Consider the following 26,884-nt stretch of genomic DNA (forward strand, 5'->3'; position numbering starts at 1 on the left):
TAGAGACAGGTCAGCTACGAAAAAAAGACCTAAAATATGTAAGGGGTGACGCCAAAGAATACACTTTGCCCTTAACACATTTTAGGTCTTGCCTGCTTAATCAGTAACAATCCTGCATTATTTGCTTTTCGAACTCATTCTATTCGACTCTGATTCGGATGACAACTGGTCTATTTACCCCTTTTGAATTGATAGAAAATGAAAAAAGCCCTTGTAATATATGGGTCTATGAGACTAATCGGTTTTGATTGCTCAACAAAAACCTCTCTTAAACAAGAGAGGTCATTTTTGCTTTTTTATGGATAATAAAGCGATTGTTCCTAAAATCAGCAGCGTCCCAAGCCATTCTGATAATCCAAAGGGCACATGCAGCCATATGACCGCTAAAAAGGCTGCGGACAGGGGCTCTGCACAGGCGAGCAGGCTGGTTTCAGAGGCGCTCAAATATTTCAGGCTTTCCAGATAGCAATAGAAAGCAATGAGTGTTCCGAAAATGATGATAAACACAATGGCTGCATAAGCGGACAGCGACCATTGTCCTTCGAAATCCCATGGCTGGCGGACAAAGCTGAGCGCGATTCCGCCGATCAGCATGCCCCAACCCACAACGATAGCCGATCCCCATTTCTTCAGAAGCTGGTGAGGCTGCAATGTATAAAACGCCAGTGCAAATGCCGAGCTGATTCCCCAAAAGATCGCCCAGCCGGACATGGACAGGCTGCGGACATTTCCGTGTGTCACAAGGATAAATGTGCCTAAAACTGCCAGGAAGACAGCGAGCAGCTCTTTTCCTGAAGGAAGCCTTTTCGAACGAAGCGCTAAAAAACAAGTAATAATGGCAGGCCCTAAATATTGAAGGACGGTAGCTGTGGCTGCATTGCCATGCTGAATAGCCGCAAAATAGGTGTATTGAACGCCTAACATACCGAAAATACCGAATAAGAGAAGGGAAAATCCGTCTCGTTTGTTTTTCCAGACAGCCCAGATACGCTGCTTTTCTTTTCGGTAAGCAATTCCCAGCAATAGTAAGCCTGACATCAATAAGCGCACTGAGGTTAACCACTCTGTGTTAAAATGCCGGTGCTGAAATAGATACTGGGCGACCGTTCCCGATACGCCCCATAATATAGCGCCGGTAAGAACCAGCACAATTCCCGTTGTTCGTGAGTAAGAAATCGCTGCGTTTTTTTCCAATATAAAGTCCCCCGTATATCATGCTGCGAATGCTGTATTTACAGATTCTGAAAATTCGTCCTTCCGTGTGATATATTATATATCACATTTCATATGCAGTCAAAATGATTTTGAGCTTCAGCTCCTTATTGACTCTGACGCTGCGTTATAGTCTACGCATGATTCATCTTCAGAAAGGAGTGTAGCATATGGAAGCTTATCCGATGCCTATGTTTGCCAAGCTGACAGTTCAAGACGTGAAAAAATCGATTCAATGGTGTAAGAACGTTCTTCAGTTTGCTGCTGATGACGTGGATGTGTATGTGAAGAATGCCGGAGCTGACATCATAGAAGGGCCTGTTATCCGGCCGTGGAATGCCCGGGAACTGGTTTTGAAAGATCCGGACGGATACGTGCTGACGCTTTCAATGAGAGCGGATCATGAGAAAACGTTTCATGATGTGATTGACGAAGTGACCGGCTAATCATGCGAAGGGTACACAAAAAAAACACCCCGTCGGGTTTGCCGGGGTGTTTGTCATTTATTCTGCAATCGCATCTGTTAAGACAGGAACAACTTGTTTCTTTCTGGAAACAACGCCTTTTAACAGGGCTGTGTTGTTTTCTAATGTGACGTTGAACGCTTTTTCCACTTTTGACGCTTGATCACCGATGGCAAGCGCTAGTGAATCGTTCTCCAGGATATCTGTAATCACGAGAAGGAACAGGTCAAGGTTCTTTTCAGCGATTACTTTAGAAAGGGCTGCTTCTAATTCCGGCTGGCGCTTTCTCACTTCTTCAATATCCACTGTATTGACTTGCGCGATTTCGACTTTTTTGCTGCCGAGTGTGAACTCTTTCGCATCAAGAGAAATCAATTCCTCCACTGTTTTTTTGCTTAAATCAGCGCCTGCTTTCAGCATGTTTAAGCCGTACTCCTCTGCATCAACGCCGGCAATGGCAGCAAGCTCTTTTGCTGCTGCGACATCTTGGTCAGTGCAGGTCGGGGATTTGAACAATAGAGAATCAGAAATGATCGCTGACAGCATAAGTCCTGCGATTTCTTTTTCAATCGTTACGTTATGCTCTTTGAACATTTTGTTAAGGATTGTAGCCGTACAGCCGACCGGTTCAGCTCTGTAGTAAAGCGGCTCGCTCGTTTCGAAGTTCGCAATTCGGTGATGATCGATCACTTCAAGCACTTGAACGTCTTCGATGTCCTTGATGCTTTGCTGGCGTTCATTATGGTCAACGAGAATAACGCCGTTTACTTCGTTTGCCGCTGTTTCGACAAGGCGGGGGCTTTCTTGCTTGAAGTAATCAAGCGCGTATTTCGTTTCTTCATTTACTTGGCCGAGTCTGACCGGTTCAGCGTTTACGCCGAGCTTGTTTTTGAGGTTTGCATAGGCAATGGCAGAGCAAATGGTATCAGTGTCTGGGTTTTGATGTCCGAAAATAAGAATTTTTTCCATAATAACTCCCTGTCCTTTTTAAAGTAGTGTTAACATTCTTTTTATAGTTTAACACGTCTTGCGGAAGGTGTAATCTTCAAAACCTTAAAATTTGATGTGAAAAAGGAGCATTTTTGTTGTGGGGGACAGGGTGATACGAGTAAAATACTGGGTATCAGGTGCTAATCAGCATATAGTATCAAAAAAGGTACTATGGAGGATGAGAGATGAACATGTATCCGAATAAAGAGGGATGTCCGGTTGAATTGACGCTTTCCGTGATCGGCGGGAAATGGAAGGGTATTTTATTTTATCATATGATCGGCGGGAAAAAGCGATTTAATGAATTTCGCCGCATCTGCCCAAGCATTACGCAGCGTATGCTTACGCTTCAGCTTCGGGAGCTTGAAGCTGACGGCATCGTGCATCGTGAGGTGTATCAGCAGGTGCCTCCAAAGGTGGAGTATTCCCTTACCGAGTTTGGCAGGTCCCTTGAGCCGATCGTGCTGCAAATGAAAAAATGGGGAGACGCCAACAGAAAAAGTCTCGAATCATATCGGGAAAAAACGGCCCCTCAGAATCAATCCGCCCAAAAATAAGAAGCAGCAAAGGAAGATGTGTTTCCCTGCTGCTTTATTTTATTTCATAGCGATGGCTTTTCTTGCGTTTCTCACGTCGTTTTTCAGCAATTCAGTGAAGTTGTAAGCAGGGTAGTGGCTGTGTTCTTCCATATAATTAAAGACCATTTCGTGCCACTTGATGGCCGCGTTTAAATGTTTGACGAAGACATTTCTCAATTGCGGTGTGGCTGTCTCTGTAATGGCCCATGCATAACTGCGTACTGACGTTTTGGCCATACTCAGCAGGCCGCCGCTGTAAAAAGAGGAATCAGCGCGTTCTTCGGTTTCATCTTCACGAAAGCCGGGTGCCTCCGGGAAAAACGGAAGAAGCTCTCTCAAATTTTGTTCAAGCGATTGGATGGAAAATCGGTAAAGATGTTTTAACCTGGCATCGCTTACTTCGCGTTCCGTTCTTTTTAACTTCACAAGTCCGTTTGCCTGAAAAGCGACCAACTCATGCATCTCTAACGTTTCATGCCACGCTAATGTTCTCCGCTCAGTCATGTAAGAATCTCCTTTATCAATCATTATCAATATCAGCATATGCCCTGGCACCGATGTTGTTCCTTATGTTTTGAAGTTTCCAGAAAGGTAAATTCAACGTAAAGGAAAAAACGAAATAGAGGTGAACTGATATGTGGGACATGATAAAGAACTTTTTCCTTTTCAGCAGCGGCGTATTACAGGCAACCACTCTTTTACTCGTGATAATTGTATTGTTATTTGTACGGAAAACGAAAAAGAAAAATAGAGATACCTCTGGTTTCATGGATGATCAGGATAACTGATACGACGGGCATTCTTTCACTGGAATGTCCGTTTGTCTGTTCAGATGTTTCACATGGAACATTGCGCCTGCCTGTGCTGATTTTACTTGCGATTTCGACTTATGTTAAAATATAAACGTGTATTTTGGAGAGTTTATGGAAAAATCAGGTCTTATAAGAAACGTTGCGGCGTCAAAAGAGCAGTCGTCTAAGCTGCTCTTTTCTATTCGTATGTTCTGAATGATACGAGGTTGAGGTGAGTAAGTGAAAAATACAAGGGCTCTAATGGAAGGCGCTATTTTAATCAGTATTTTTGCAATCATTTCGCTTTTGATTGTGTATCTCCCTTTGATAGGGGCGATTCTTTTCTTTGCTTTACCGCTGCCAATCATTCTCTACACCATCCGGCACGGACTGAAGCTGGGGCTGTGGATGAGTCTTGTCAGCCTTCCCGTTGTGTTTATCGTCAGTTCGTTCACTGGGCTTGCCGGGGCGTTTATGGCAGCCTGTGCAGGAATCGCAATGGGATATTTTTTTAAGAAGAAACAACCCGGATACGCGGTGGCGGGCGGCGCTATTGCTTATGTGCTCTGTATCGTTGCTTATTTTGTGATCAGCATACTGATTTTTAATATGAATGTGATTGATGAAACAATGTCTAAGCTTCGGCAGTCACTGTCTATGACAGAATCCATGGCAAAACAGATGGGTTACGGAGACCAGGTGGGAGAGCAATTGAAGCTGATGGAAAATCAGTTGGGCACTGTTCAATATCTTTTTCCGACAGCCATCGTGATGGCGGGCGTTGTCTTTTCTTTCCTCAGTTATTTGATCGCACGGCCGCTCTTAAGGCGATTCTCCCCTGATCTTCCGAATATCAAGCCTTTTAGAGAGCTGAAATTCCCGCAAAGTGTTGTGATTCTGTATTTCATTGTGATGATCTTAGGATTTCTGCCTTTAGAAAAAGGCCATATGCTGTATTCCGTTTCATTAAATGGGAGCTTTATTCTCAGCTTGCTGATTTGTATTCAAGGGTTAGCGTTTATTTTCTTCTATTGCCATGAGATGAAGATGCCAAAGGCGGTTCCGGTGATCGCGATTGTTCTCGGTTTACTCTTTCCGGTCATCATGTCTGTGTATCTCCTCTTAGGCATTATTGACATAGGCTTTAACATAAGAAATAAGGTGACGCGAAATTGAGTGTGACTTACAGGTGGGGAGTTGATAGAAATGCCTAGTTTTTATGAAAAACCGTTGTTTCGGTATCCCATCTATGCATTGATTGCATTGTCAATCATTATAATCCTCATCAGCTTTTATTTTAACTGGATCATAGGAGCCGTTGGCGTTTTACTGCTTGCTGTTATTTTGTTTTTCATTAAACGTGCCGATTCTCTGATCAGAAATGAGATTGACGACTATATATCCACGTTATCCTATAGGCTGAAAAAAGTAGGCGAAGAGGCATTAATGGAGATGCCTATCGGGATTATGCTGTTTAATGATCAATATTACATTGAATGGGCCAATCCTTTCCTGTCTTCCTGCTTTAATGAAAGCACGCTTGTCGGGCGCTCGCTGTACGACACGTGTGAGGCGGTTGTGCCGCTGATTAAGCAAGAGGTCGATTCGGAAACGATCACGCTGAATGAGCGAAAGTTTAAAGTGGTGATCAAAAGAGATGATCGCCTGCTGTATTTCTTTGATGTGACAGAACAAATTCAGATCGAGAAGCAGTATGAAAATGAAAGAACCGTTTTGGCATATATCTTTTTGGATAACTACGATGATGTCACTCAGGGGCTGGATGACCAAACGAGAAGCACGATGAACAGCCAGGTCACCTCCTTATTGAACGCGTGGGCGCAGGAATATGGGATTTTCCTGAAACGGACGTCCTCTGACCGGTTTATCGCCGTGTTAAATGAACACATTTTAACCGAGCTTGAAAACGCGAAATTTTCAATTTTAGATGAAATCCGTGAAAAAACATCCGTTCATACTGTGTCCTTGACGCTGAGTATCGGAATCGGCGCATCGGTTTCTTCTTTGAAGGAGCTTGGCGATCTGGCGCAGTCCAGCTTAGACTTGGCGCTCGGACGCGGAGGCGACCAAGTTGCGATTAAGATGCCGAACGGCAAGGTGAAGTTTTACGGCGGGAAAACGAATCCGATGGAGAAACGCACAAGGGTGCGCGCCCGAGTGATTTCTCACGCGCTCAAGGAAATCGTCTCGGAAAGCAGCAATGTCATTATTATGGGGCATAAGTTTCCTGATATGGATTCTATCGGGGCTTCGATCGGAATTTTGAAGGTGGCGCAGGCTAACGGCAAGGGCGGGTATATCGTCATTGACCCGAACCAAATCGGGTCCAGCGTCCAGCGCCTTATTGAAGAAATTAAGAAATACGAAGAGCTGTGGTCGAGGTTTATCACGCCGGAAGAGGCGATGGAAATTTCAAATGATGACACGCTGCTTGTCGTCGTCGATACACATAAACCATCCCTTGTGATGGAAGAGCGTCTCGTGAACAAAATCGAGCATATCGTCGTGATTGACCATCACCGAAGAGGCGAGGAGTTTATTAAAGACCCGCTGCTCGTTTATATGGAGCCATACGCTTCATCCACCGCCGAGCTTGTTACGGAGCTGCTTGAATATCAGCCGAAGCGCCTGAAAATCAATATGATTGAAGCAACGGCCCTGTTAGCTGGTATAATAGTGGATACGAAGAGCTTTTCCCTTCGCACGGGCTCGCGCACCTTTGACGCTGCTTCTTATTTAAGAGCGAAAGGCGCTGACACGGTTCTGGTGCAGAAAGTCCTCAAAGAATCGGTCGGTTCTTATATTAAACGGGCGAAGCTGATCCAGCATACGTCTCTTTATAAAGAAAACATTGCGATTGCTTCTCTTCCTGAGAATGAAGAGGAATACTTCGACCAAGTGCTGATCGCGCAGGCGGCTGATTCCCTCTTATCCATGAGTGAGGTGGAAGCCTCATTTGCCGTGGCGAGGCGGGATGAGCAAACGGTATGCATCAGTGCGAGATCGCTTGGTGAGGTCAATGTGCAGATTATTATGGAGGCGCTGGAAGGCGGAGGGCATTTAACCAATGCGGCGACCCAGTTATCAGGCGTTTCTGTTTCAGAAGCACTTGATCGGCTGAAGGATGCCATTGACGAATATTTTGAAGGAGGCGTTCAGAGATGAAGGTTATTTTCTTACAAGATGTAAAAGGCAAAGGAAAAAAAGGCGAAGTCAAAAACGTAGCAGACGGTTATGCACATAACTTTCTCATTAAAAAAGGCCTCGCAGTCGAAGCAAATGCATCAAGCATCAGCGCATTGAACGGACAGAAAGAAAAAGAGAAAAAAGAAGCGATTGCGGAGCTGGAACAGGCAAAGGATTTAAAAGAAACGCTTGAAAAGCTCACGGTTGAGCTGAGTGCCAAATCCGGAGAAGGCGGCCGCCTGTTCGGTTCTGTTACAAGCAAACAGATTGCCGAGGCGCTTCAAAAAACGCACAAGATTAAAGTGGATAAGCGGAAACTTGAGCTTCAAGACGGTATCCGCGCACTGGGTTATACAAACGTACCTGTAAAGCTGCATCCTGAGGTTCAGGCTGTACTGAAGGTTCACGTAAAAGAGGAAGCGTAACAGTACGAAGCTTCAATAAAGAAGGAAAAATAATGAAAAACCCGCCGGTCTCGGCGGGTTTTTGCATGTCAGCAGATGGCGCGCAGTTTGGAAATGATGAGAATGTTTCATTCCTGGTGGTTGCCAGATTGCATATTGTAAATCATGACAAAGGAGTGTTGATATGAAGCGATTTTTTCCTGAAAACTTCTTTTATAACCCGGAGAATAAAAAGGTGCTGGAAGACTATCGACTGATCGGAGATGGAAAAGACGGAGAAGTCTATCGTTTAACGCATAACAAATGCTTAAAATACTTTTATAAAAAAGAGACATACAAGAAGGAATTGGAAGCTCTGAAGATTGGGCAGATTTCCCCGGTGATTCCCCGGCTGTACGAATACGGAGATCATTATATTGTGATGGAATACGTCCAAGGCACTTCCCTCGCCCGCCATATCAAAAAAGAAAAATTCCTATCCCTAAAACTAACAGCTGACATTTTAGATATGCTGGATGAATTAAAAGACCTCGGTTTTACCAGATGGGATGCCGAAATCAGGCACATTTTAATCAACGAACACGGCGATCTTAAAGTAATCGACCATAAAAGGGCCTTTTCCACCGTTGCCCAAGTGCCTGTAAAACTATTAAAAGGGTTAGACAAATACGGCTTGGCGGATATTTTTTTGCACAATATGAAAAAATTGAATCCGTCCCGCTACCGAGAATGGCAGCGGCAGTTGTAAGTTTTTTGAAAATCCGCATATGTAAGTTGCTTTTTTTTAAGTTAACCATATGATATTTGTAATATCTATTGGTGGAGTGTGGAAAAAATGGAAGAATACATTTTGATTATTGGCGCTCATCCTGATGATGAACTATTGGGATCAGCAGGAACCATAAAACGGCTAATCAATGAAGGATATAAAGTTATTTCCATTATTACGGCTTTAGGCAGAAAAGAAGAAGCTCATCACATTCAGCAATTAGGTGAACGGGCGAATCAGGAGCTCGGAATTGAGAAAGTCATCTTTCTGGAGCATACGAATTTAGAGCTGGAATGTGTGCCTCTTCATAAGCTTGTGAAAGAATTGGAGCATTTCATTCACGTCTATCAGCCTAGTAAAATCTTTACTCATCATTACGGTGATATCAATATTGACCACCAGAAAACATTTCAAGCTGTCTTAACAGCCGCCAGGCCGCTTCCGCATCAAAAGCCGATTGAATTGCTTACGTTTGAAACTTTATCTTCAAGCGAGTGGGAGAGGAATACGGCTGATAAACTCTTCAAGCCTAATTACTTCGTTAATATCACAGACACTATGGACGCCAAGCTTGCGGCTCTTCACCACTATGATGTAGAAATGCGAGATTACCCTCATCCCCGTTCATATGAGGGCGTCAAACATTTAGGAAGGGTCAGAGGGATGACAGCAGGTGTGGAATACGCTGAAGCATTTGAAGTCATACGGAGGATATGGAAATGATCAAGACATTTTCCATCCCTTATCCGTATATGATTCAGACGCTTGATCACTACTATGGGATAAAAACTCCTCCGCAAAAAAAAACAGCAATAAAAACACTGATAAAAAATGAACATCTCACTCCGCGATTATACGGTAAAAAAAAGAAACTATCCATTTTAATCACCACTTTTTGGGACTATCCACATACCGGCGGATTATCAAATTATATTAAAACCCTCAGTGAAGGACTTAAAAAGAAAGGGCATAAGGTGGATGTCATATCCCCTAAACAGTTTCCTGCCGTAAAGGTAAAAGAACTGCGCGCGGCCGTCATTCCGAAATTGAAAGATTTTTTTACTGACAGATATGGAGATTATAACGATCATATTTTGAAAAATAATCGGCTGATGTTTATATATGAGCAAATGCTTCAAACCCTTGATTTGGAAAAATATGATGTGTTTCATGCTCAAGATTTATTTACAGCCAATATATTAGGAAGGTTCAACCGAATCTATAAAAAACCTTTACTGTTTACCCCACATGGCATGTTCACTTTCAACAGACTTAAATTTCATATATTTAAAAAAGGCTCTGTAGAAGAGTTTTACTATAAAAAATTAGAAATGAAAGCCATTGAATACGCAAATCGTCTGATTATTCTCAGCGATACATTCCGCAGGCCATTAAAGAAGCTTGGCGCAAAACAAGAAGACATGACAACGGTGATCACAGGAATAGATTACGATGTAAAAACAGGCCGGGAGAAGAATACCCCGTTTCCGAAAAACAAGATCATCATTGCGTGTATTGCAAGATTAGGTCCGAGAAAAGGGCATAATCATTTATTGGACGCACTCTCGCAAATTTCGCCCGATTTACTCGATCATGTTGAAGTGCTGATCGTGGGAGACGGAGAGACAAGGAGAGCCTTAGAGGAACAGGCCCGGAAATTGAATCTCTCAATGGTCTCATTTCTGGGGAAAAGAGAAGATGTTCCCGCTATTTTGAATATGACGGACATATTCGTACTGCCGACGATTAATGACAGTCTGCCCATTTCTATTATTGAAGCGATGTTTAGCGGCTCGGCTATTATCGCTACAAATTGCGGAGGCATTCCGGATCTGATACAGCATAACAAAACAGGGATTATTGTCGAGCCGGGAAATGCGGAGATTCTTGGCAGGGCTTTAGCGTTTTTTATCACAAACAAATCTGCGCGGAAGCAGGCGGCTTCGAATGCAAAGACCTACGCTGCTAAATATTTAAGCAGTGAGGTGATGATAAAAAATATCGAATCCATTTATCAAAATACCATCAGCTCGGAGGGAGATCATGAAACATGAACATGCGGCCATTGTGCTTGATTTTAGTGCAAATGGGATCGGGATGATTCGCAGCCTGGCCCGAAAAGGAATAGATGTTTACGCGTTTGACACGGAGCAGCCTTATCGTATTGGAAAATCAAGATTAGCAACCTGCGGTATATGCCCCAGCCCTTTAACACAAGAGAAAGAGCTTCTGGAATTTCTGTCTGATTTTGCGAAGCAATTCCAAGTAAAGCCGGTATTATACGCAGGGGCCGATGACTACGTGGGGTTTATATCCAAATACCGCAAAACATTAGACGAATTTTTTTTATTTTTGCTCCCGAGTCACTCGCTGTTGGAAACTGTTTTAGATAAACATAAAGCATATGAATTAGCAATTCAGCATAACATCCCTTGTCCGAAAACCTTTTTTCCGAACAATCAAGATGAGCTTGAAGAGGCTATCGCAACTATTGAGTTCCCGTGTATTTTAAAACCGGTGACCGGGCATGAATTTAGAAAAAAAGTAAACAAAAAAGCAATTGTTATGAAGGATGCAGCACAATTGCGGAAGGAGTACCAGTCCTACAGAGAAAATGGAAAACTGCTCGTGCAAGAAATCATTCCCGGGGACAATGATTGTTTTTATAAAGTCGCCACTTTTTATGATGACCAAATGAAATTACTCGGCTTATTTTCTCTCCAAAAAAACCACCAATTCCCTGCTGATTTTGGTACGGGCGCTCACGTCGTGAGCAAACGAATTCCTGAATTAATACAGAAGTGCCTGCCGTTTTTTGAAGCGATTCAGCTGAAAGGTATCGGTATGGCGGAATTTAAAAAGGATCCTCGTGACAATGTTTATAAATTTATAGAGATTAATCCGCGCTTCTGGCTCACCCATAGCCTCACAGAACCGGCAGGCGTCCATTTCGTTTACATGTATTATCTGTATGTGACTGGACAGCATGTGGAGCCCCAGCTCGAACAAAAAGACGGAATCAAGTGGATTTACGGGGTGCGTTACTTCTTAACATTCTTGCAGAAACGAAAAAGAGGAGAAATGACGTTCCGGACTTTTTGGAAAGGATGCAAAGGGAAAAAAGAGTATGCCCTATTTGCTTGGAATGATCCGATGCCGTTTATCAGAAGCACTTGGTCCCATCTCAAAAATAGCTGGAAACGGAAGCGAAAGGAAGATCGGCATGCATGAAAAGAATTCTTTGTATGATGCATTTCAAAAGCTGAGAATTGATGAAAAATTATCGGATTCGTTTGGTGAGATGGCGGCTGTGAAGCCTGATGAAATAACGTGCTTAAAATCAACAAATAGAAGTGCGATTTATAAACTGCTTGTAAGACAAAAATCCGGAACCGCTCCGCTTATTTTGAAGGTGTACAATACTATCCGCCACAAAAATGCAGTAGAGATTAATATATACGATAAAGCCCGTTCTGTTTTAAGCGATTTGCTGCCGGACATATATCTTATAGAAGAAAATGGACATGAGACGTGGGTGTTTATGGAGTTTGTCAGCCAGATCAGGGGGCAGCTTACATTTCATCCTAAACATTTCGGTTATATTATTCCATCTGTCGCTGAACTGCACAGCCGCACCTTTGAGAACGAAGACATTCCTGACGGCAAATGGCGGTCATGGCTTCCGGTATATGATTCGGGAACGATGAGGAAGGAGCGTAATAAACAGATAAAAAAAACAGCGGAATTTATGGACAGGGCACTTGAAGATGAGCGGACAAAAGAAATCGTGAAGCCTCATTATCGGCAAATCACAACCTTGTTACAACAAGAAGGACCGGATTTTTTCCCCGAACTGATACAAAACGGTTCAGCCATCACACATGGCGATCTTCATATGCAGAACATCTGCGCCCACAATGTCTTCAGAAATGAACCGTGGGACATTCAATTTATTGATTGGGAATCAGCGAAATACGCACCGGTTTGGTTTGATATGGTTGTGCTGGTTGAAATTTTGCTCGGTTTCAGAAAAGATTGGAGCAAGCATGCAGAAGACATTCGGACTTACAGCGTGAAAGTATATACGAAAGAAATGAAAAAGCGGGGCATTCATTTTCGGACTCCTCCTATGACTCTTTATAAAATGGCCTACTTGCAGAGAACACTGGAGAAAGGGCTTCATACTCAATTGCGCAGAATCTTCGACAACCGGGGAGGGGAGCTGCTGCCGTACCATTTAGATAAAGTGTCACGATGGGGCCGGGAATTAGGTTTGTAGGTTTACAGAGAGAGGGGGAGCGAGTTTTTGAGAGAAGAGATTGGAAAGTCAAACAGTCTGGTGCCTCTCACATTATTGCGCGTAATGGATCAATTTTATGGTATCGAACATCAAAGTGCTCAAGAGACATTACGGCCATTCGGTGTGGAAAGAAAGAACTCCTCCAAAAGAAAAAAGCCATTACGTATTTTGTACGTGACCTTTCTTCGTTACCCAAATGTCGGAGGATTAGCGAGTTATATTGCGTCAGTTAAGACAGGTTTTGACAGCATCGGTCATCGGGCAGATGTCATCTCGCCGCTCCAAATGCCGCCATCTTATTTTCAGGAGGATATCCCGCGGGCCGCTGATGAAATCAGAGCGTTTCTTCTTGGCAGATACGGTGCCGCAAACGAAAAAGTTGTGAAAAACCTTAGCTATTTACATGTGTTTCAGAGATTTTTGAATGAAATGGACTTAGAACAATATGATTTGTTTCACGCGCAGGATTTATTTGCAGTCTTTTTGCTGGGATACCTTAATCAGACGTATCAGAGGCCGCTCTTCTTTACGCCTCACGGTCATTTTACTAAAAGCCGGATCAAGTTTTATAAAATACAAAAGGGTTCACTTGAAGAGGCATACTTCAGCGAAATAGAAAGACAGGGTATTCGAGCTTCGGATAAAATCATTACTATCAGCGATTCCTTTCATGCGCCTTTAATGGATTACGGCGCGAAGGAGACCCAGCTGAAGACTGTTTATACCGGCATTCAATTTCAGCCCGCACCTCAGCAAAAAAGTGCTGAAAAGCTTGTGATTGTGTGTGTTTCCCGTCTGACAGAGCGAAAAGGACATGACGTGCTGCTGGACGCCCTCGCACAAATTCAGCAGCATTTGTCCGGGATTGAAATATGGATAATCGGAGACGGAAAAATGCGAAAGATTTTGGAAGAGAAGAGACAAAAGCTAGGTCTTTCCAGTGTGTTTTTCTTCGGAAAACGGCATGATGTGCCAGCGCTTTTGGCTGAATCATCTATTTTCGTCCTGCCCACGCTAAATGATAATTTTCCCGTAGCGATCATTGAGGCTATGTTTTCCGGTAAAGCCATTATCACATCTGACTGTGGGGGAATACCTGAAATGATCCGGCATGAGCAAACAGGGCTAATTTGTCAGCCCGGAAATAGTCGCGAGCTTGCCAATGCTCTCGTATTGCTGATTACGAATAAGTCTCTCAGAGAACGGCTCGGAAAAGAAGCACACTCATATGCCACGCAGTATCTGCGGCAGGATATCATGGTCTCAGACATATACAGTGTCTATCATTCATTCCTATAACCAGCGGATCTTTTAGATGATCAAGATGGGTCTTTAGAATATGCAGGTATGTTTTTTGTCTAACCCGTCTATTCCGTCGACTGAAATGTTCCCGGCGGGTCCTTCGCAGTATTTGCCGGGTGTGAAGCCGGAATCGTATTCCTGATGGATGATATGAATCATATTTTCAGAAACCTTTTTATACTGTGCGGACGACCGTGCGCCGATATTTTCAATCATCGGGCCGATCAGCTCCGTCATCAGCCCATCTCTGATCCGCCGATTGACAGGGCTTCTTTTTTAGCTCCGGCAGGGAAACGAGGGAGAAATAAGTCAATTTAAATATGTAACTTTGTAATCGATTTGATCGATTTTCGTTTGGAATTGTCCTTTTTGGGCATTCGTTTTCAGCATTTTGCTTCACTCATGGGCAGGTTGGGAAACTTGCGGCGGCCAGTCCGTATCACAGAAAAATCAAAGAACTGATTTTGGAAAGGAAATCGAAAAGATCACGTCTGTTGATTGAAAGTGCTATTTCTATACATATCACGGCGCGAGCAATTTTCAGCGCCGGAACCGTTCAAGACAGTTTTCCGGCGGCCTTTCGGGTGCTTCAAAAATCAGAAGAGCAGGATGGAAGGCGGCAGTATCTGTCCGGAGATAAAAAAGAGGCTGGAGTTGAATATCCAGCCTCTTTTCTCTTGCTATTTTGTTATTTCATACAGAGTCTGCCGACTTTGTCCGCCGGGTCCGCCCATCTGGGAAGAGCTTTTTGTTTTGGTGGTGCTGCTGTACTTGTCAGCCGAGATTTTTGTGCCGTTCTTTTTGATCCAAGAAACGAGTTTCGTGTTTCCTGAGTTGTTACCGGATAGTAAGAAATACTTCACTTTTCCTTCATCGACGAGTTTTTTCAGCTGTGCCGCTGTCAAAATCGGATCAGTGCCGTTAAAGCCGCCGAGCGCCATGACTGATTCATCCGTGTTGATGATATAAGGCGCGGCCGTTACCGTTGTCAATGTGGCAAACAGGTATTCTTCGCCTGTATTATGCTTTTTCAAGTAGGACAGCAGGCCTGAATCGACGTCAGAGGTAAACATATTGCCCCCGCTTGAACTCTTCAGCTGCGAGCCGGATTCAGGGATGACGCTGTTGCCTCCATAAAGTATCGGTGTGGCCGACCAGTAAAGCGGTGTGACCATTAAGACGCACAGGGCGATGATGGTTATTTGTTTGCTGAACGGCTGCTTGTGCTTCATGACAAGCAGCCCCATGACTGCACCGAGCCCTAAAAGTCCGAGTCCGTACATCCAAGCGCTGCCGATTTGGCTTGTATACGCGCTTAATATGCAGATCTGGAATGCGGCTGTGAGAGAGACCGCCGCCGGGAGCAGATAGCCTGTCCAATCTTTAGAGCTTTTGTATAAGGCGTACATGGCGTGCCACCCGATTCCGCAAAGGGCTGCGATTGGCGGCGCCAGCATGATCAAGTAGTACGGATGGAAAAAGCTTGCGACGCTGAAAAAACCGGCGGCAGGCACAAGCCACGCTGCCCAGAACATGGTTTCTTTCATTTCATCTGTTTTTTCACGGCGATTGCGGAACCAGCTGATGACAACACCAAGCAGTCCGATCAGCGCGAATGGAAGCATCCAGCTGATTTGGCCTGACAATTCCGATTGGAAGAGCCGAAGCGGGCCTGCAGTGCCGTTTCCGTACATGTTCATGCTTTTTCCGCCGCCTGGACCGCCATGGCTTTTGCCCGTTCCCTGTGAGCCTCCTCCGTGCGTCGGCGGGGTCCCGCCTCCTTGCGGCGGGTTCCGTTTTTGCTGCTGTTTCCTTTCTGGGCATTGCCGTCTGCCGATGAGCTGTTTGCTCCCGGCGGCTGCATGTTCATGCCGTCTTGCGTCGTGCCTTTTCCTGCGGCGTTCATGGTGCCGTGGGACAGGCCTGTCGTTTGTCCGAGCAGCCGCTCTGTTCCGTTATAGCCGAACGCAAGCTCAAGCACGGAGTTTGTCTGGCTGCTGCCGATATAAGGACGGCTGGATGAAGAAATTGAATCAACTGTCACTGCCCACGAGACGGACAGCGCTGCGAAGACTACCAAAGATGCGAGAAGAGAAATGATTTTTTTCTTGATGGATGTTTTTGATGCTATGAGATAAAACAGCAGAAAAGCCGGAAGCACCATATAGGCTTGCATCATTTTCATATTAAAAGCAAGGCCGCCAAGAGCAAATGCGGCCAAAAGCCAAATGACTCTCCCCCGTTTCACGGCGCGCATTAAGCACCATGAACCGAAAAGCAGTGTAAAGACGAGCATGCTGTCAATATTATTCGTCCGGCTGACGGCTGCCGCAATCGGCGTCAGCGCCATGACAAGGGCGGTGACCCGGGCCGCGCCTGTGCCGAACTTCGGTTTGATCATGATGTAAAGCAGAATGACCGATCCGAGCCCTGCGAGAGCCTGAGGAATGATCACGCTCCATGTATGTACGCCGAAGATCAATGCGAAAATCGTTTGAATCCATAATGCAACCGGCGGTTTATCCACCGTAACAAAGCCGGAAGGGTCAAAGGATGCATAGAAGAAATTGCGAAAGCTTTGCGTCATGCTTTTGACAGATGCCAGATAATATTGGTTCGCGGCATCATCCTGCCAAATGCCGTACATATTCAAAAAAGCCGCTATGAACAAAATGCCGATAAGGACTATGTCTATTCGTTTTATTTTCAATGTGTTCACTTCTTTTGTGACCCCATTGTAAAAAACAAATATGAAAAAGTTATGAATAAAGGATAACGATTCAAAGAACGTTTTACCAGAATTTTCTCCATGCAAAAAAGAGGCGGAAAGCCATTGCTTCCGCCTCCCGCACATATATATGAGAGCAGCCTTAATTGTTATCATTCTCTTTTTGAATTTCAGCTAATTTGGCAAGCAGAATGTGCTGAGGCATGTGCATGATCTGCTCAATCGGCAGATTCAGTGATTCTGCAAGCTTTTGAGCCGTATCGGCGGAAATTTGCAGCGGTTTCATGATATCACTCCTTCCGTTTCTCCATTGTACTAAAATCAGAAATCAATCGTAAGAGGATATGACAAAGGAATGGAGGTTTGCACAGCAGGGCTTTCAACTTAAATGGGGGAGGTTTCATATGCAATCGCCATTAATGTTATTACAGCAAAAGCTGGCTGATTATCAAAAAAAAGCCGCAGAATTACGCACGTTAGACGAATTTATCATGCTGAAACAGAGATTACAGGAAATGATGAGAGCGTTTGCCGCCTATGAAGAATGGGATCTTTATCAAAAAACGGCCGATCTCATGGCGCAGACAGTACTGCATATACGTTTCATCGAATAAGAAAAGCCCTCGCGGGACGAAGGCTTTTCTTAAAATGACCGTTCTTCTCGTATGTTTTTATGCTGGTCATAAATGACAAGCTTAGACGGGCTGTTTTCCTTTGCCGTCTGCTCTGCTTTCTCAATAGCGGCGTCCTTTGACGTGTATAAAGCTGTCGGCGCCACATTTTCCACCTTTACAAACCAGCCGTCCGCATCAATACTGGGTGTTACCGCATACGTTTTCATCCTTCTTACCTCCTATTTTTTCGATTACTCCTCTGTTTCCCGGCAGTTGGTACAGCGAAACACATAAATAGTTGGACTGACAAAAAAAGGGAAAACGAGATAATTCTATTTTTTTTCTTGAGAAATGGTAAAATGGAGTTTGGATATTTTTTAAGGAGAGGACGGTGCTTAGCATGACAGACCTTCTGAATGATCGGCTGCCGCCGCAAAATATAGAAGCCGAACAGGCCGTGTTAGGTGCTATTTTTTTACAGCCGTCTGCGTTAACACTGGCTTCTGAAGTGTTGATTCCAGATGATTTCTACAGAATGTCACACCAAAAAATTTACAATGCCATGCTGGTGCTTGGAGACCGCGGCGAACCTGTTGATTTGGTGACGGTGACCTCAGAACTTGCGAATACCGATTTATTAGAAGAGGTGGGGGGCGTCTCTTACCTTACGGACATCGCAAATTCGGTTCCGACAGCGGCTAATATAGAATACTACGCGAAAATCGTGGAGGAAAAATCGATTCTCCGCCGTTTAATCAGAACCGCCACAACGATTGCCCAAGACGGGTATACACGTGAGGATGAAGTCGAGGATTTATTAAGCGATGCGGAAAAAACGATTATGGAGGTCGCTCAGCGAAAAAATTCGGGCGCCTTTCAAAATATTAAAGACGTCCTTGTTCAAACATACGATAATATCGAACAGCTTCATAACCGGAAAGGTGATATTACCGGGATTCCGACGGGCTTTATTGAGCTTGACCGGATGACGGCGGGTTTCCAGCGAAACGATTTAATCATCGTCGCGGCCCGTCCTTCTGTGGGGAAGACCGCGTTTGCCTTAAACATTGCGCAGAACGTCGCCACCAAAACGGATGAAAGCGTCGCGATTTTTAGTCTTGAGATGGGCGCCGAGCAGCTCGTCATGCGTATGCTTTGCGCAGAGGGGAATATTAACGCCCAAAACCTCAGAACGGGGAATCTGACGGAAGAGGATTGGGGCAAGCTGACGATGGCGATGGGGAGCCTGTCAAACAGCGGAATCTTTATTGATGACACCCCCGGAATCCGCGTCAGCGAAATCCGCTCAAAGTGCCGCAGACTGAAGCAGGAGAACGGTTTGGGCATGATTTTGATTGACTATTTGCAGCTCATTCAGGGAAGCGGGCGCTCAAGCGACAACCGCCAGCAAGAGGTATCGGAAATTTCCAGGGCGCTAAAATCGCTGGCAAGGGAACTTGAGGTGCCGGTCATCGCTTTGTCTCAGCTCTCCCGCGGTGTTGAGCAGCGGCAGGATAAACGCCCGATGATGTCAGACATCCGTGAATCGGGAAGTATCGAGCAGGATGCCGATATCGTCGCATTCCTGTACCGTGATGACTACTATGATAAAGAATCCGAAAACAAAAACATCATCGAAATCATTATTGCCAAACAGCGTAACGGCCCGGTGGGCACCGTCTCACTTGCATTTGTGAAGGAGTACAATAAATTCGTTAACTTGGAACGGCGCTTTGACGACGGCGGTGTTCCGGCGGGTGCGTAAAGCCTCAAGCTATGTCTTGAGGCTTTTTTCATCCGAAAGAATGAGGAATTGCCGATCGTTCGGCAGGGGAAAAAATGAAAGCGTTTTTATATAATGACAAAAAAGGAGTGAGTGAGATGACTATTGAATTCCCGCAATTTCAAGCGGCGCAAATCCGGGTGGCGCGGCCGACCGGACAGCTCAATGAAATCATCAGGTTTTATGAAGAAGGCCTCGGTCTGAAAAGAGTCGGCGAATTCTCCGGACATAACGGATACAGCGGCGTGATGTTCGGGATGCCGGATACGCAATACCACTTAGAATTTACGGAAGAAACGGGCGCATCCGCCCCGGCACCCGTCCCGCACGGTGACAGCCTGCTTGTTTTTTACATGCAGGATCAACAGGAAGTCATTCGCATCAGCACGAAATTGAAGCAGATGGGGTTTAAGGAGAAAGATCCGGAGAATCCGTACTGGAAGGAAAAAGGCGTGACGATAGAAGATCCTGACGGCTGGCGGATCGTTCTGATGAATACGAGCGGAATATAAGAGTTTCTTTGAACCCGGGTTTCCGGGTTCTTTTTCTTGTTAAAGCGTGAAAGTTTCACGAGTAATAGATAACAAAGTAAAGAGAAAACGCTTTTAATTAAGATTAAGGCGAACAAATATAGAATAATAAGATTTTAATGTTCGGATTTACGATTGACTTTCTGTTTCTGCACTGATACACTTAATTTGTTTGAATAGATATCGTTTGAAAGGTTAACGGAGGTGCACGGATATATGTCTTCAGTAGTCGTAGTAGGTACGCAGTGGGGCGATGAAGGAAAAGGTAAAATTACTGATTTCCTATCAGAAAATGCAGAAGTGATCGCACGTTATCAAGGCGGAAATAATGCAGGACATACCATCAAATTTGACGGAGTCACGTACAAGCTTCATTTGATCCCATCAGGAATTTTTTATAAAGAAAAAGCGTGTGTCATCGGGAACGGAATGGTTGTTGATCCGAAAGCGCTCGTAACGGAGCTTGCGTATCTTCATGAACGCAGCGTCAGTACGGATAACTTGAGAATCAGCAACAGAGCCCACGTGATTCTGCCGTACCATCTTAAATTGGATGAGGTAGAAGAAGAACGTAAAGGGGCCAACAAGATCGGCACAACGAAAAAAGGAATCGGACCTGCTTATATGGATAAAGCAGCGCGAATCGGCATTCGGATCGCAGATCTTTTAGATCGTGACGTGTTTGCAGAAAAGCTCGAACGGAACCTTGAAGAGAAAAACCGTCTGCTTGAAAAAATGTATGAAACAGAAGGATTCAAAATCGAGGATATTCTGGATGAGTATTATGAATACGGCCAGCAGATCAAGCAGTATGTATGCGATACATCTGTCGTGCTTAATGATGCACTTGACGAAGGCCGCCGCGTGTTATTTGAAGGCGCGCAAGGCGTTATGCTTGATATCGACCAAGGAACATACCCGTTTGTGACATCATCCAACCCGGTTGCCGGCGGTGTCACGATCGGTTCAGGCGTAGGCCCGACAAAAATTCAGCACGTCGTCGGAGTATCTAAAGCATACACGACCCGTGTCGGTGACGGTCCTTTCCCAACTGAGCTGAAAGATGAAATCGGAGACCAAATTCGTGAAGTCGGCCGCGAATATGGTACGACAACAGGCCGCGCCCGCCGCGTCGGCTGGTTTGACAGCGTCGTCGTCCGTCATGCGCGCCGCGTCAGCGGAATCACAGATCTTTCTCTGAACTCAATCGATGTATTAACAGGCATTGAGACGCTGAAAATCTGTGTCGCTTATCGTTACAAAGGGGAAGTTATTGAAGAATTCCCGGCGAGCCTCAAAGCCCTCGCTGAATGTGAACCGGTTTATGAAGAAATGCCGGGCTGGACGGAAGATATTACAGGCGCGAAAACGCTCAGCGATCTTCCAGAAAATGCGCGTCACTATCTTGAGCGTGTCTCTCAGCTGACAGGTATTCCGCTTTCTATTTTCTCTGTCGGTCCTGACCGTTCACAAACTAACGTCATCCGCAGCGTTTATCGCGCCAACTAGGGTGATGAAGCAGACAAGCCTCCGTGACCGGAGGCTTGTTTTTTTATCTGGGAAAAAAATAATAGATATTTTTTTAAAAAAGATATTGCCACTTTCGAATGTTCTATGATATTATAAATCTCGTTGTTACGGAACAGCTTCAATAGAGTACCGCAATGAAATGCCTTTGTCTGTATGCTCTATGATACATAATCCGACACATCAAGAGCCATTAGCTCAGTTGGTAGAGCATCTGACTTTTAATCAGAGGGTCGAAGGTTCGAGTCCTTCATGGCTCACCATTTTGTTATGGCCCGTTGGTCAAGCGGTTAAGACACCGCCCTTTCACGGCGGTAACACGGGTTCGAATCCCGTACGGGTCATTGATTTACTTTAGCGTTATTGCTAACTCCTTATTTGTCTCGGAGAGCTGCCACGATACAGCTCTTCGGACAAATTACTGTAAGGTCCGGTAGTTCAGTTGGTTAGAATGCCTGCCTGTCACGCAGGAGGTCGCGGGTTCGAGTCCCGTCCGGACCGCCATTTTACTTTACTTTATATAGTATAGAAAAGAAACATCTGGCTCGGTAGCTCAGTTGGTAGAGCAACGGACTGAAAATCCGTGTGTCGGCGGTTCGATTCCGTCCCGAGCCACTTACCCAAACGCATCTGCAATAGTAGGTGCGTTTTTTTCTTTGTGTATAAAAAGGGAGAGCCGACTTTTCAGCCGGCCCAAGAAGAAGACGTCAATCAGTAGACGGAGATTTTTTCGGTGAGGTTTCAAAAAAATAAAATTTTTTAAAAGAACATAAAGAACATGACAAAAGAATGGCAATTTAATACGTTTTTGCGCTGTTCTCTTTAATTTTTTTATCTTTTGACCTGAAACCGTTATAATAGACGGGGAACGTTTTTCAGCGGTTCGTTTTGTGTTTAACATGAAACATCAATAGATAAGATGAAGTCATTCTGGCAGGAGGAAAATCAAGATGATGGATAAAAAGATCCTTGTAGTCGATGATGAAAAACCGATTGCAGATATATTAGAGTTTAATTTAAGAAAAGAAGGCTATGACGTGCATTGTGCGTATGACGGAAACGAAGCCGTGGAAATGGTGGAGGAGCTTCAGCCTGATTTAATTCTTTTAGATATTATGCTTCCGAATAAAGACGGGGTTGAAGTATGCCGGGAAGTCCGGAAAAAATATGATATGCCGATTATTATGCTGACGGCCAAAGACTCAGAGATTGACAAGGTCATCGGCCTTGAGATCGGAGCGGATGACTATGTCACAAAACCGTTCAGCACCCGTGAGCTTCTGGCCCGCGTCAAAGCGAACCTGCGCCGCCAGCTTACCGTTGCGCCCGCCGAGGAGGAGTCGGCTTCTAATGACATTCATATCGGTTCTCTCGTGATCTTCCCCGATGCGTATGTCGTATCAAAAAGAGGAGAAACAATCGAGCTGACACACCGTGAATTTGAGCTGCTTCATTACTTAGCCAAACATATCGGCCAAGTCATGACCCGTGAGCACCTGCTTCAAACTGTGTGGGGCTATGATTATTTCGGTGATGTGAGAACGGTAGACGTCACGGTGCGCCGCCTCCGTGAGAAAATCGAGGATAACCCGAGCCATCCAAGCTGGATCGTCACGAGACGCGGTGTCGGTTATTACTTGAGAAATCCTGAGCAGGACTAACCAACGATGAATAAGGTTGGTTTTTTTCGGTCGATTCAGTTTAAGATCACGCTGATTTATGTACTGCTCATTATCATTGCCATGCAGATCATTGGCGTATATTTTGTGAAACAGGTGGAGAATTCCCTTCTCAAGTCCTATGAATTATCCTTAAATCAACGGATTGACAACCTTTCCTATTATATTGAGCAGGAATATAAAGGTGACAATGACAGCACCGTGATCAAGGATGACGTCAAGCGCATTTTAAATGATTTTACGAAAGACAATGAAATACGTGAGATTACGTTTGTTGATAAAAGCTATGAGGTTGTCGGTTCTTCAAGGCCTTATGGTGAAGAAATAGCAGGCAAACAGACGACAGATCCGATTTTCAAACGGATTTTCTCAACAAAACAGGCCTACTCAAAAAAATACTATGATCCTAAAAGCAAAAACAGGGTGCTGATTTCGGCAAAGCCGGTTATCACCGAGAATCAAGAAGTCGTCGGTGCGATTTATGCCGTGGCCAGTATGGAAGATACTTTTAACCAAATGAAGACCGTTAACTCGATTCTTGCCTCCGGAACAGGCTTAGCCCTTGTTCTGACGGCTCTTCTGGGGATATTTCTCGCCCGGACGATTACCCATCCGCTTTCGGACATGCGCAAGCAGGCAATGGAGCTGGCAAAAGGAAACTTCTCCAGAAAGGTCAGAAAATACGGGCATGATGAAATCGGCCAGCTTGCGACGACCTTCAACCATCTGACAAGAGAGCTTGAGGATGCGCAAGCAATGACTGAAGGAGAAAGAAGAAAGCTTTCTTCCGTTATCGCGTATATGACGGACGGAGTCATAGCCACGAACCGAAACGGTGCTATTATTCTCTTAAACAGCCCGGCGCTGGAGCTGTTGAATGTTTCACGTGAAACGGCTTTAGAGATGCCGATTACATCTTTATTGGGCATAAAAGAGAACTTCACTTTTGAGGATTTAGTAGAACAGCAGGATTCAATGCTGCTGGAAATAGAACGCGATGATGAAACAACTGTGCTGCGGGTAAATTTCTCCGTTATTCAGAGAGAGCACGGAAAAATTGATGGACTGATCGCGGTTCTTTATGATGTCACAGAACAAGAAAAACTGGATCGGGAGCGCAGAGAATTCGTTGCTAACGTGTCCCATGAGCTTCGGACTCCGCTGACGACAATGCGCAGCTATTTAGAGGCGCTTGCTGAAGGCGCTTGGGAGAATAAAGATATTGCTCCGCGCTTCTTAATGGTCACCCAAAATGAAACCGAGCGAATGATCAGACTGGTGAATGATCTGCTTCAGCTTTCTAAATTTGACAGCAAGGATTATCAGTTTAATCGAGAGTGGATTCATATGATCCGCTTTATGTCATTGATCATTGACCGTTTTGAAATGACGAAGGAGCAGCATGTCGAGTTTATCCGAGAGCTTCCGGACAGAAATCTGTACGTGGAAATTGACCAGGATAAAGTGACGCAGGTTCTTGATAATATCATTTCAAACGCGCTGAAATACTCACCGGAAGGCGGGCATGTGACCTTCTCAGTTGATGTAAATGAAAAAGAAGAGCTGCTTTACATCAGCGTAAAAGATGAAGGGATCGGCATTCCGAAAAAAGATGTGGAAAAGGTCTTCGACCGCTTCTACAGAGTGGACAAAGCCCGGACGAGAAAGCTTGGCGGCACCGGCCTCGGCCTTGCGATTGCCAAAGAAATGGTTCAGGCGCATGGCGGTGACATTTGGGCGGACAGTGTAGAAGGAAAAGGAACGAAGATTACATTTACTCTTCCATATAAAGAAGAGCAAGAGGATGATTGGGATGAGGCGTGAAAATATAAAAACAGTCATACTGTCGGTACTTGTCATCATTAGTCTTGTTTTAACATGGGGGATTTGGACGTTCCAGCCCAATTTTTCAGAAGGCACGGCCTCAACCAAATCGACTGTCCGGGAAAAGTATAAGATTGATAAGACCAGTCAAAAAATGACGCAAACGATTAAGCCGCGGGATATGTTTATTCATACAAACGGCTCCCATTACAAGGTGAACGACGAGACGCTGTTTGATGATTTATGGTCCGACTTACCGAAATGGGAAATAAAGGGCATGAAGGACATTTCAGACCAATACGACAAGCTCGGTTTTAAAAACTGGCTCTACGGAAGAAACGGCAATTCGGCGAAGCTGGATCTGCAATTCAATGACACCATTCCGATTGATATCTTTCAGACGATGTTTAAATGGTCGAACCAGTCGATGGAATACAGCTCATTTGACCATATTGTCATTCCGTTTCATGAAAACAAGGCGAATAAGAGGATATACTTGGTGTCTTACAGCAAGCAGCTGATTTTGGAAGTGACCGTGGAATCGGCCAACTACCGCAACATAATGAACGAGTTATACAGCAAAAAATCCAGCATGCCGTTGTACCATATCTATTCGGTCGGGAAAAGCAAAGAATTTCTCATGCCGAATGAGCCGTTTGAAATGAAGGAAAAAGAATTTATTACAGAAACGATTAAGACGAATCTGTTTAAACAGACGCTCTTTAATGACCCGAGCACTGTAAGAGAAGATCCGAATTATAACCGGAATGTGCTGACCGATGGAATCAGCCGTCTGGAAATCAATTCGACGCAGCGCCAAATTCAATTCCAGCGCCGCAATTTGGCGCAAAGCACTTCCTATCAAACAGGGGAGCTCATCAAGAAGGGCTATAAATATTTAGAGGATACGGGAAGCTGGACGGATTATTATCAATTTTTCAATGTCAGTGATAACCAGCAGCTGAGCTTTTACATGTTTAAAGATCAAATGCCCGTCATCAACAGCACATCTAAACCTTTTGGAGCCGGGCCTGTATTGAGCCTGCAATGGGCCAATGAAGAGGTGCTCAGCTACAAACGGCCGAATTACGTTCTTGGGCCGAATCCGATCAAAACAAAAGACGTGAAGCTGATGAGCGGCAATGAGGTTGTGGCATTGCTGGAACAGCAGCACAAGTACGATGTAAATAAGATTGACCAAATATTCCTGTCGTATCAGATGGTATCGTCGTCAACGAATGATCTGGTCGAGCTTGAGCCGGTGTGGAGTATGAAAATTAACGGAAAGATCGTGCCGATCACGAAGGACTTGCTGGCGAAGGAGGAGGACAATAATGGAGTGGAATAAAACAAAAACAATCTTCATCATTGCCTTCCTCATCCTCGATATTTTTCTTGGATTTCAGTTTTTTGAAAAACGCTCCAGCAGTGAATATGAAGTGATCAAAACGTCAAATGTGGAAAACGACATGGAGATGGATCATATCGTCTTCGGAAATCTGTCTGCTGATTCAACTGCCGGTTATCGGCTGACAGCAAGCCAAAAGGTGTTTACTGAGGAAGACATCAACGGCTTAAAAGATCAAAAACCTTTAATGGACATGCCTGCAGGTGACCACAAGGTAACGACCTTGAGAATGAAGTTTTCCAACCCGATCGCCTTGTCGAAGCAAAAACCGCAGGATGACGCAGAATCGCTGGTCAGCTCGAAAATAACCGGCGGCGAGAAATATAAGCTGTGGAAAACCGACAAGGACAAAAAGCAGATCATTTTTTATCAGACATATGACGGCCAATATATTTATCAGGATTATGATTCGTCCTCGGATGCAATCGGAGAGGTGATTTTGCACCTGAATGATAAAAACGAGGTTGTATCGTACGAGCAGACCATGCTGGAGTCATTTAAACGAATCCAGACAGAAAGCCTGATTCCTGAGCTTGATGCTGTTGAGTTATTGTATTCTCAAAACTACTTAAAAGCGAACTGCATCGTAAAAAGCGTCAAATTCGGCTACATAGCCCAATATCCGCTGACGAGCACGCAGGTGTTGGCGCCGGTATGGAGAATTACAATTGAAGATAAGTCAAAAGGATCGAAGAAAAAGACGCTGGAAACTTACACTGTCAATGCAATGGAGAGTACAGTGATTGATAACAATCAAAATAAATAATGGAGTGA

General features: G+C 44.6%; 27 protein-coding genes, 4 tRNA genes and 3 pseudogenes. 26 read left to right on the forward strand and 8 right to left on the reverse strand.

The window, feature by feature from the left end:
• Positions 1 to 282: 282 nt before the first annotated feature.
• Positions 283 to 1,197: a DMT family transporter gene (locus AXI59_RS03235; protein ID WP_061523436.1), complete on the reverse strand. Its 915-nt coding sequence runs from the start codon at positions 1,195 to 1,197 to the stop codon at positions 283 to 285.
• A 185-nt stretch (positions 1,198 to 1,382) separates the two neighbouring features.
• On the opposite strand from AXI59_RS03235, the gene AXI59_RS03240 reads away from it, so the two are divergent.
• Positions 1,383 to 1,658 (forward strand): VOC family protein, encoded by a 276-nt coding sequence (locus tag AXI59_RS03240; protein WP_061523435.1) that lies wholly within the window; start codon positions 1,383 to 1,385, stop codon positions 1,656 to 1,658.
• Between the two features lie 57 nt (positions 1,659 to 1,715).
• Here the strand turns inward: AXI59_RS03240 and AXI59_RS03245 are convergent, their stop codons facing one another.
• Positions 1,716 to 2,645 (reverse strand): manganese-dependent inorganic pyrophosphatase, encoded by a 930-nt coding sequence (locus AXI59_RS03245; protein ID WP_061523434.1) that lies wholly within the window; start codon positions 2,643 to 2,645, stop codon positions 1,716 to 1,718.
• A gap of 206 nt (positions 2,646 to 2,851) precedes the next feature.
• Here AXI59_RS03245 and AXI59_RS03250 point away from each other — a divergent pair, with 206 nt between their 5' ends.
• Positions 2,852 to 3,223: a winged helix-turn-helix transcriptional regulator gene (locus tag AXI59_RS03250; RefSeq protein ID WP_061523433.1), complete on the forward strand. Its 372-nt coding sequence runs from the start codon at positions 2,852 to 2,854 to the stop codon at positions 3,221 to 3,223.
• A gap of 39 nt (positions 3,224 to 3,262) precedes the next feature.
• Here the strand turns inward: AXI59_RS03250 and AXI59_RS03255 are convergent, their stop codons facing one another.
• On the reverse strand, positions 3,263 to 3,748 hold the full coding sequence (locus AXI59_RS03255) for a spore coat protein (RefSeq protein ID WP_061527376.1): 486 nt from the start codon (positions 3,746 to 3,748) through the stop codon (positions 3,263 to 3,265).
• Between the two features lie 131 nt (positions 3,749 to 3,879).
• On the opposite strand from AXI59_RS03255, the gene AXI59_RS19670 reads away from it, so the two are divergent.
• The 11 genes from AXI59_RS19670 to AXI59_RS03300 all read left to right on the forward strand — a co-directional run bounded on the left by AXI59_RS19670 (position 3,880) and on the right by AXI59_RS03300 (position 14,014).
• The gene (locus AXI59_RS19670; protein ID WP_156476217.1) at positions 3,880 to 4,032 is read left to right on the forward strand and encodes a hypothetical protein; all 153 of its coding nucleotides are present in this window, start codon (positions 3,880 to 3,882) and stop codon (positions 4,030 to 4,032) included.
• Between the two features lie 243 nt (positions 4,033 to 4,275).
• Positions 4,276 to 5,211, forward strand: coding sequence for a YybS family protein (locus AXI59_RS03260; RefSeq protein ID WP_061527377.1), 936 nt, complete (start codon positions 4,276 to 4,278; stop codon positions 5,209 to 5,211).
• 30 nt (positions 5,212 to 5,241) lie between these two features.
• Positions 5,242 to 7,221 (forward strand): cyclic-di-AMP phosphodiesterase GdpP, encoded by a 1,980-nt coding sequence (gene gdpP / locus AXI59_RS03265; protein ID WP_061527378.1) that lies wholly within the window; start codon positions 5,242 to 5,244, stop codon positions 7,219 to 7,221.
• Positions 7,218 to 7,667, forward strand: coding sequence for a 50S ribosomal protein L9 (gene rplI, locus AXI59_RS03270; protein WP_061523429.1), 450 nt, complete (start codon positions 7,218 to 7,220; stop codon positions 7,665 to 7,667). The genes gdpP and rplI overlap by 4 nt, the downstream gene beginning before the upstream one ends.
• A gap of 32 nt (positions 7,668 to 7,699) precedes the next feature.
• On the forward strand, positions 7,700 to 7,834 hold the full coding sequence (locus tag AXI59_RS20595; RefSeq protein ID WP_269448778.1) for a hypothetical protein: 135 nt from the start codon (positions 7,700 to 7,702) through the stop codon (positions 7,832 to 7,834).
• Entirely contained in the window at positions 7,831 to 8,394 is a 564-nt protein-coding gene (locus tag AXI59_RS03275; RefSeq protein WP_061527379.1) for a serine/threonine-protein kinase, read from the forward strand. Before AXI59_RS20595 ends, AXI59_RS03275 begins: the two co-directional genes overlap by 4 nt.
• A gap of 87 nt (positions 8,395 to 8,481) precedes the next feature.
• Positions 8,482 to 9,138 carry a PIG-L deacetylase family protein gene (locus AXI59_RS03280; RefSeq protein WP_061527380.1) on the forward strand — a complete coding sequence of 219 codons (657 nt, stop codon included), beginning with the start codon at positions 8,482 to 8,484 and terminating at the stop codon, positions 9,136 to 9,138.
• Entirely contained in the window at positions 9,135 to 10,469 is a 1,335-nt protein-coding gene (locus AXI59_RS03285; RefSeq protein WP_061527381.1) for a glycosyltransferase family 4 protein, read from the forward strand. Before AXI59_RS03280 ends, AXI59_RS03285 begins: the two co-directional genes overlap by 4 nt.
• Positions 10,459 to 11,646 carry a carboxylate--amine ligase gene (locus AXI59_RS03290; protein WP_061527382.1) on the forward strand — a complete coding sequence of 396 codons (1,188 nt, stop codon included), beginning with the start codon at positions 10,459 to 10,461 and terminating at the stop codon, positions 11,644 to 11,646. Before AXI59_RS03285 ends, AXI59_RS03290 begins: the two co-directional genes overlap by 11 nt.
• Positions 11,639 to 12,694, forward strand: coding sequence for a phosphotransferase (locus AXI59_RS03295; protein WP_061527383.1), 1,056 nt, complete (start codon positions 11,639 to 11,641; stop codon positions 12,692 to 12,694). The genes AXI59_RS03290 and AXI59_RS03295 overlap by 8 nt, the downstream gene beginning before the upstream one ends.
• A gap of 27 nt (positions 12,695 to 12,721) precedes the next feature.
• Positions 12,722 to 14,014: a glycosyltransferase family 4 protein gene (locus AXI59_RS03300; protein WP_061527384.1), complete on the forward strand. Its 1,293-nt coding sequence runs from the start codon at positions 12,722 to 12,724 to the stop codon at positions 14,012 to 14,014.
• Between the two features lie 33 nt (positions 14,015 to 14,047).
• On the opposite strand, the gene AXI59_RS03305 is transcribed toward AXI59_RS03300, so the two are convergent.
• Entirely contained in the window at positions 14,048 to 14,254 is a 207-nt protein-coding gene (locus AXI59_RS03305) for a hypothetical protein (RefSeq protein ID WP_061527385.1), read from the reverse strand.
• A 31-nt stretch (positions 14,255 to 14,285) separates the two neighbouring features.
• Positions 14,286 to 14,410: pseudogene (locus AXI59_RS20815) on the reverse strand (hypothetical protein); the annotation flags it as partial.
• A gap of 38 nt (positions 14,411 to 14,448) precedes the next feature.
• On the opposite strand from AXI59_RS20815, the pseudogene AXI59_RS20265 reads away from it, so the two are divergent.
• Positions 14,449 to 14,600 (forward strand): annotated as a pseudogene (locus AXI59_RS20265) (oxidoreductase); the annotation flags it as partial.
• Positions 14,601 to 14,697: 97 nt separating this feature from the next.
• Here the strand turns inward: AXI59_RS20265 and AXI59_RS03310 are convergent.
• Together AXI59_RS03310 and AXI59_RS19125 are read right to left on the reverse strand one after the other, a co-directional pair.
• Positions 14,698 to 16,727, reverse strand: a pseudogene (locus AXI59_RS03310) (ArnT family glycosyltransferase).
• 160 nt (positions 16,728 to 16,887) lie between these two features.
• The gene (locus AXI59_RS19125; RefSeq protein ID WP_064485280.1) at positions 16,888 to 17,031 is read right to left on the reverse strand and encodes a YycC family protein; all 144 of its coding nucleotides are present in this window, start codon (positions 17,029 to 17,031) and stop codon (positions 16,888 to 16,890) included.
• A 118-nt stretch (positions 17,032 to 17,149) separates the two neighbouring features.
• Here AXI59_RS19125 and AXI59_RS03315 point away from each other — a divergent pair, with 118 nt between their 5' ends.
• Positions 17,150 to 17,359, forward strand: a complete 210-nt coding sequence (locus AXI59_RS03315) for a hypothetical protein (protein WP_061523421.1) — start codon at positions 17,150 to 17,152, stop codon at positions 17,357 to 17,359.
• Between the two features lie 29 nt (positions 17,360 to 17,388).
• Here the strand turns inward: AXI59_RS03315 and AXI59_RS03320 are convergent, their stop codons facing one another.
• Positions 17,389 to 17,586 (reverse strand): DUF2188 domain-containing protein, encoded by a 198-nt coding sequence (locus tag AXI59_RS03320; protein WP_061523420.1) that lies wholly within the window; start codon positions 17,584 to 17,586, stop codon positions 17,389 to 17,391.
• Positions 17,587 to 17,759: 173 nt separating this feature from the next.
• On the opposite strand from AXI59_RS03320, the gene dnaB reads away from it, so the two are divergent.
• The 11 genes from dnaB (at position 17,760) to AXI59_RS03375 (ending at position 26,876) form a co-directional block, all read left to right on the forward strand.
• Positions 17,760 to 19,124 (forward strand): replicative DNA helicase, encoded by a 1,365-nt coding sequence (dnaB, locus tag AXI59_RS03325; protein WP_061523419.1) that lies wholly within the window; start codon positions 17,760 to 17,762, stop codon positions 19,122 to 19,124.
• A 116-nt stretch (positions 19,125 to 19,240) separates the two neighbouring features.
• A complete protein-coding gene (locus tag AXI59_RS03330; RefSeq protein ID WP_061523453.1) occupies positions 19,241 to 19,654 on the forward strand; it encodes a VOC family protein in 414 nt (137 codons plus the stop codon).
• 234 nt (positions 19,655 to 19,888) lie between these two features.
• Positions 19,889 to 21,181 carry an adenylosuccinate synthase gene (locus tag AXI59_RS03335; RefSeq protein ID WP_061523418.1) on the forward strand — a complete coding sequence of 431 codons (1,293 nt, stop codon included), beginning with the start codon at positions 19,889 to 19,891 and terminating at the stop codon, positions 21,179 to 21,181.
• Positions 21,182 to 21,386: 205 nt separating this feature from the next.
• A tRNA-Lys gene (locus AXI59_RS03340) sits at positions 21,387 to 21,462 on the forward strand.
• 9 nt (positions 21,463 to 21,471) lie between these two features.
• Positions 21,472 to 21,543 (forward strand) — tRNA-Glu (locus AXI59_RS03345).
• Between the two features lie 83 nt (positions 21,544 to 21,626).
• Positions 21,627 to 21,703: transfer RNA gene (locus AXI59_RS03350), tRNA-Asp, on the forward strand.
• A 38-nt stretch (positions 21,704 to 21,741) separates the two neighbouring features.
• Positions 21,742 to 21,814 (forward strand) — tRNA-Phe (locus tag AXI59_RS03355).
• Positions 21,815 to 22,152: 338 nt separating this feature from the next.
• The gene (gene walR / locus AXI59_RS03360) at positions 22,153 to 22,860 is read left to right on the forward strand and encodes a cell wall metabolism DNA-binding response regulator WalR (protein ID WP_061523452.1); all 708 of its coding nucleotides are present in this window, start codon (positions 22,153 to 22,155) and stop codon (positions 22,858 to 22,860) included.
• 6 nt (positions 22,861 to 22,866) lie between these two features.
• Positions 22,867 to 24,702: a cell wall metabolism sensor histidine kinase WalK gene (gene walK / locus AXI59_RS03365; RefSeq protein WP_061527386.1), complete on the forward strand. Its 1,836-nt coding sequence runs from the start codon at positions 22,867 to 22,869 to the stop codon at positions 24,700 to 24,702.
• Positions 24,692 to 26,050: a two-component system activity regulator YycH gene (yycH, locus tag AXI59_RS03370; protein ID WP_061527387.1), complete on the forward strand. Its 1,359-nt coding sequence runs from the start codon at positions 24,692 to 24,694 to the stop codon at positions 26,048 to 26,050. Before walK ends, yycH begins: the two co-directional genes overlap by 11 nt.
• On the forward strand, positions 26,037 to 26,876 hold the full coding sequence (locus AXI59_RS03375) for a two-component system regulatory protein YycI (RefSeq protein WP_061527388.1): 840 nt from the start codon (positions 26,037 to 26,039) through the stop codon (positions 26,874 to 26,876). The genes yycH and AXI59_RS03375 overlap by 14 nt, the downstream gene beginning before the upstream one ends.
• The last annotated feature ends 8 nt before the right edge of the window (positions 26,877 to 26,884 follow it).

It is taken from the genome of Bacillus nakamurai (genome assembly GCF_001584325.1).
GTDB lineage: Bacteria > Bacillota > Bacilli > Bacillales > Bacillaceae > Bacillus > Bacillus nakamurai.

Excerpts from the sequence above, each read along its gene's own strand:
- AXI59_RS03250 (WP_061523433.1), top strand. The coding sequence starts at position 2,852 with ATGAACATGTATCCGAATAAAGAGGGATGTCCGGTTGAATTGACGCTT.
- AXI59_RS03335 (WP_061523418.1), top strand. The coding sequence starts at position 19,889 with ATGTCTTCAGTAGTCGTAGTAGGTACGCAGTGGGGCGATGAAGGAAAA.
- AXI59_RS03245 (WP_061523434.1), bottom strand. The coding sequence starts at position 2,645 with ATGGAAAAAATTCTTATTTTCGGACATCAAAACCCAGACACTGATACC.
- gdpP (WP_061527378.1), top strand. The coding sequence starts at position 5,242 with ATGCCTAGTTTTTATGAAAAACCGTTGTTTCGGTATCCCATCTATGCA.
- AXI59_RS03305 (WP_061527385.1), bottom strand. The coding sequence starts at position 14,254 with ATGACGGAGCTGATCGGCCCGATGATTGAAAATATCGGCGCACGGTCG.
- AXI59_RS03240 (WP_061523435.1), top strand. The coding sequence starts at position 1,383 with ATGGAAGCTTATCCGATGCCTATGTTTGCCAAGCTGACAGTTCAAGAC.
- rplI (WP_061523429.1), top strand. The coding sequence starts at position 7,218 with ATGAAGGTTATTTTCTTACAAGATGTAAAAGGCAAAGGAAAAAAAGGC.
- AXI59_RS03280 (WP_061527380.1), top strand. The coding sequence starts at position 8,482 with ATGGAAGAATACATTTTGATTATTGGCGCTCATCCTGATGATGAACTA.
- AXI59_RS03295 (WP_061527383.1), top strand. The coding sequence starts at position 11,639 with ATGCATGAAAAGAATTCTTTGTATGATGCATTTCAAAAGCTGAGAATT.
- AXI59_RS03255 (WP_061527376.1), bottom strand. The coding sequence starts at position 3,748 with ATGACTGAGCGGAGAACATTAGCGTGGCATGAAACGTTAGAGATGCAT.
- AXI59_RS03330 (WP_061523453.1), top strand. The coding sequence starts at position 19,241 with ATGACTATTGAATTCCCGCAATTTCAAGCGGCGCAAATCCGGGTGGCG.
- AXI59_RS19670 (WP_156476217.1), top strand. The coding sequence starts at position 3,880 with ATGTGGGACATGATAAAGAACTTTTTCCTTTTCAGCAGCGGCGTATTA.
- AXI59_RS03375 (WP_061527388.1), top strand. The coding sequence starts at position 26,037 with ATGGAGTGGAATAAAACAAAAACAATCTTCATCATTGCCTTCCTCATC.
- AXI59_RS19125 (WP_064485280.1), bottom strand. The coding sequence starts at position 17,031 with ATGAAACCGCTGCAAATTTCCGCCGATACGGCTCAAAAGCTTGCAGAA.
- yycH (WP_061527387.1), top strand. The coding sequence starts at position 24,692 with ATGAGGCGTGAAAATATAAAAACAGTCATACTGTCGGTACTTGTCATC.
- walR (WP_061523452.1), top strand. The coding sequence starts at position 22,153 with ATGGATAAAAAGATCCTTGTAGTCGATGATGAAAAACCGATTGCAGAT.
- dnaB (WP_061523419.1), top strand. The coding sequence starts at position 17,760 with ATGACAGACCTTCTGAATGATCGGCTGCCGCCGCAAAATATAGAAGCC.
- walK (WP_061527386.1), top strand. The coding sequence starts at position 22,867 with ATGAATAAGGTTGGTTTTTTTCGGTCGATTCAGTTTAAGATCACGCTG.
- AXI59_RS03320 (WP_061523420.1), bottom strand. The coding sequence starts at position 17,586 with ATGAAAACGTATGCGGTAACACCCAGTATTGATGCGGACGGCTGGTTT.
- AXI59_RS03285 (WP_061527381.1), top strand. The coding sequence starts at position 9,135 with ATGATCAAGACATTTTCCATCCCTTATCCGTATATGATTCAGACGCTT.
- AXI59_RS03315 (WP_061523421.1), top strand. The coding sequence starts at position 17,150 with ATGCAATCGCCATTAATGTTATTACAGCAAAAGCTGGCTGATTATCAA.
- AXI59_RS03275 (WP_061527379.1), top strand. The coding sequence starts at position 7,831 with ATGAAGCGATTTTTTCCTGAAAACTTCTTTTATAACCCGGAGAATAAA.
- AXI59_RS03290 (WP_061527382.1), top strand. The coding sequence starts at position 10,459 with ATGAAACATGAACATGCGGCCATTGTGCTTGATTTTAGTGCAAATGGG.
- AXI59_RS20595 (WP_269448778.1), top strand. The coding sequence starts at position 7,700 with ATGAAAAACCCGCCGGTCTCGGCGGGTTTTTGCATGTCAGCAGATGGC.